Source organism: Lamprobacter sp. (genome assembly GCF_034860625.1).
Taxonomy (GTDB): Bacteria; Pseudomonadota; Gammaproteobacteria; order Chromatiales; family Chromatiaceae; genus Lamprobacter.
The window spans coordinates 1-3,632 of sequence record NZ_JAYESN010000280.1 but is presented as its reverse complement, the minus strand read 5'-3'; the positions used below and the strand labels follow the sequence as shown (position 1 = coordinate 3,632).

General features: G+C 65.1%; 3 protein-coding genes. All 3 read right to left on the bottom strand.

Annotated elements, in window-relative coordinates:
- Positions 1-442: 442 nt before the first annotated feature.
- Entirely contained in the window at positions 443-1,156 is a 714-nt protein-coding gene (locus VBE63_RS26090) for an EF-hand domain-containing protein (RefSeq protein WP_323685918.1), read from the bottom strand.
- Between the two features lie 198 nt (positions 1,157-1,354).
- Positions 1,355-2,014 carry a TrkA family potassium uptake protein gene (locus VBE63_RS26085; RefSeq protein WP_323685917.1) on the bottom strand — a complete coding sequence of 220 codons (660 nt, stop codon included), beginning with the start codon at positions 2,012-2,014 and terminating at the stop codon, positions 1,355-1,357.
- Between the two features lie 96 nt (positions 2,015-2,110).
- Positions 2,111-3,632, bottom strand: a 1,522-nt coding sequence (locus tag VBE63_RS26080; protein ID WP_323685916.1) for a TrkH family potassium uptake protein, incomplete at its 5' end; no start/stop codon positions are given.

Sequence of the window (3,632 nt, the reverse complement as noted above, 5' to 3'; positions counted from 1 at the left end):
TTGCCCACCAACCGAACAGGAGCCGTGTGCCGATGACATAGACGGCGACGACCGCGAGGTCCCAAGGACTGATCTGCACGTTTGGCATGACGCTCTCCACTCAGAGAAGGCTTCTCGCCAGAGATGGCTACTCGGAGATGGCCCTTGTCTTCGAACTCGGCACGCGTGGGGCCGAAGCGTGCAGCCTCCAGCTTTGCGGCGGAGAAGTAACGGGCGATTTCCTGCAGCAGGCGGGCTTTTCAGTGAAAGCAAGAAAGCAAACAACGTGCCCACGTTCGAGCGCGCAGACAGCCACAACTCGCCCTGTGCTCTGGCCAGGCCAGGTCTTGCTGGCCCGCAACTTGCTGCCCATACCGGTGGCCGGCGCCGACTCGCAACCAATGTGGCAGCCGTGCTCTGCAGCCGTTCGATGCTCTGCGTTGAGCCGATCGCTGATCGGGCGTTAGGGCTGCATCATCCGCTGGTGTTGCGCCTGGGCGCGCTCGAATTCCTGCTTGTCGATCTGGCCGTCGCCATCCTGGTCGATGGCCTCGAAGGAGGGTGCATTGGCGAGATTGCGCATCGGATAGCCCTGCTGGGAACGCTCCTTGATCCGCTCGGCCCGGCCAGTCTCGAATTCATCCTTGCTGATCAGACCGTCGCCATTGGCATCAAAGGACGCGAACGTTGGCATCTGTCCGCCCATCCGGCCCATGCCAGGTCCCATTCCCCGTCCCATGCCGGGTCCCTGTTGGGCACCGCCCATGCCGCCAGGACCCATGCCACCAGCGCCCATGCCAGCGCCTGGCCCCATGCCAGTGCCTGGCCCCATGCCGGCGCCGCTGCCCATGCGTTGGGCGCGAAAGTTTGCGAACCCATCGATCGTGATCTGGCCATCGCCGTTCTGGTCGATGTCGCTGAACTCGGGCGCATTGGTGATTCCGCGCATCGGCGCGCCAGCCTCGGAGCGAGCCGCGCGGCGCTCGGAGCGCGCCTGTTCGAACTCCTCCTCGGTCAGGATGCTGTCATCGTTGCGGTCGAGCTCGCTGAATCTCATTGAATCGCGCATGCCAGCGCCCGGCGGTGCGCTGTCCTGGGCAAGCACTGGGGCGAGCGCGGACAGGCTCAGCGCTGAGGTCAGGGTCAAGCTGAGTGCGGTGGCTGTGGTGAATCTCATGGTTGTCTCCATTGTTGGTTGGGTTGAGGCTGACCGGCTGCGGTTGCCGCGCTGACTGGCTCAGTGTGAACCATCGTCAGTCTGAGCTATCGCCGGACGCCTGCTGTGATGCAACTATGAAGCCGATTTTGCGGCGCAGCCTCAAGATTCTGCACTGCAGCGGCATCCGATTGTATTCGGCCCTCAATCGGCCTTCAGCTAGTCACTTGCCTCGTTGCGCTGGAAGCGCTGCTCGAGCTTGGGGAGCTGTTGATGGCTGGTGATCAGGATGACCTCGTCGCCCGGCTTTAGCGTCTTCACCTCTTGCGGCAGATAGAGCTGTTCCTTGCGGTAGAGGCACACGATCCGGGTGCGCTCTGGCAGATCGAGATCCTCGATCGGACCCTTCTCGGCGTCTTCGATGTTGAGGCTGAAGATCGCCGCGTCGCCGCGGATGACCGAGGACAACTCCAGGGACTTGGCCCCCGAGAGCATCTGTTTCAGGTGTGCGGCGACTGCCCGGTTGGGCATGATGCTGTCCTCGAGCCCGAGCTCTGCGGCGATATGCTGGAACTGCGGATCATTGACGCGCGGCACCACGCGGGCGAACCCCAGCGAGCGACCGATGAGGCCGGCCAGGATATTGGTCTGATCGCTTTCCATCAGGCAGAAGAGGACATCAGTGTTCTCGGGCTCGGCGTCGCGCAGCACATCCGGCAGGGTGCCGTCTCCATAAACGAATCCGGCATCGAAGCGCTCGGACAACGTGTCGATGCGCTCGCGGTCGCGCTCGATGATGATGACCTGGTGGCCATCCTCGAGCAGCAGCTCAGCGGTGGACAAGGTCAGTGAATTGCTACCGATAAAGGCGGCTCTCATGCTGTTGTCGCTCAGGTTCAGGATCTGCCCATTGTCTGCATCGCGTTTGTTGCCCGATAGGGGCGCTCAAGTCGGCAAGCGGTTGATGAATAGCGGTTAAGGGTTGCGTTTACGTGCGAGCCAGGTCGGTGGGTAGAGCACCACGAGGAGCGCCAGGATCTCGACGCGCCCGAACAGCATATCGGCGCAGAGCACCAGTTTCAGCGCCGGGTGCAGCTCGGGGCTGGTGAGGCCGGCCGAGAGGCCGGCGTTGGCGGTGGCCGAGACCACCTCGAAGAGGCTCGGCAGTGGCGGCTGGCCGAGCGCTAGGAAGGCGAGCCAGGAGGCCAGCAGCACCATCGCCCACAGGGCCATCAGCTGCAAGGTTGCGGTGACCATCGACGGCTCGATGCGCGTGTCGCCGACCTGCGCCTGCAGCACGGCGCGCTCGGCGATCGCGGTGCGGCGCAATGCCAGCTGCACCAGTCGCATGATGATCAGCAGCCGAATCAGCTTGATCCCGCCGGCCGTTGATCCGGTACAGCCGCCGATGCTCATCGAGGTCATCAGCACCCCCTGCGAGGCCGCTGGCAGGTCGGCGACCTCGGTGGTACTGAACCCGGTATCGGTCTGCGCCGAGACCCCCAGTGCGAAGCCCTGACCCAAGGCCTGTAGCCAGGGCAGTCCGCTCGACAGCGCGGCGATGACACTGAGCAGCAGCGCGGTGATCAGGATCGCGCCGAGCAGCGCGATCAGCTCCGGCTCATGCTTGAGCGCGCGCAGGCCGCGGTGAGGCAGCCGTGCAGACAGGGGGAGACTCACCGCCGAGGCGACGCTGATCAGCGAGAGCGTCGCGACCGTGGCGCCAGGCAATCCGGCGAGGCTCTGGTCGGACGGGGCGAAGCCGCCGGTGGCAATCGCCGGGAGCGCGTATAGCAAGGCCTCGAGCGGCGCCAGGCCGGTCATCCAGACGGCGACAATCGCGATCAGGGTCAGCGCGAAATAGACCGCCGCGACGCTCCGTGCATGACCGCGGGCACCGGCGTCGGTGAGCCGCTCACCGGTGGTCTCGAGCAGCCGGCGCGCGCTGGCATGATGACGCATGATCAGCGCGACGGCGAGCACGGCGATCCCGAGCCCGCCATACCATTGCATCCAGGCGCGCAGGAACAGCACGGCGGGGTCGGTCTGCTCGAGGCCGCGCAATACCGTCAGGCCTGTGGTGGTCACACCAGAGGTCGCTTCAAGCAAGGCGTCAATCATGCCGAGACCTGCGGCGGTCAAGGGCCAGACCATGACCAGTGCTGCGATCAGGAAGGCCAGTCCGGTGACGGCGAGCGCCTCGTTCCATTGGATATCGCTGTCCTCAGCGCGCAGCGGTCGCAGCCGCGAGACCGGCCAACCGACGACGAGCAGCGCGCTGGCGGTTGCCGTCAGCCGGAAGGCCAGCTCGATGCTTGCGTCGCTCCAGGCCATGAGCGCAGGCGGGAGCGAGAGTGCGGCGAGGACGAGCAGCAGACGGCCCAAGGTCCCCAGCACCACGCGCAGCCGGGCGGCCCGCATCAGGGTGCTCGCAGCCCGTTCGGTCATGGCGACTCGGCGTCCAGGTGATCTTTCAATGAGGTGATTGGCATTGAGC

Coding starts and splice junctions, on each gene's coding strand:
- VBE63_RS26090 (WP_323685918.1), bottom strand. CDS start 1,156: ATGAGATTCACCACAGCCACCGCACTCAGCTTGACCCTGACCTCAGCG.
- VBE63_RS26085 (WP_323685917.1), bottom strand. CDS start 2,014: ATGAGAGCCGCCTTTATCGGTAGCAATTCACTGACCTTGTCCACCGCT.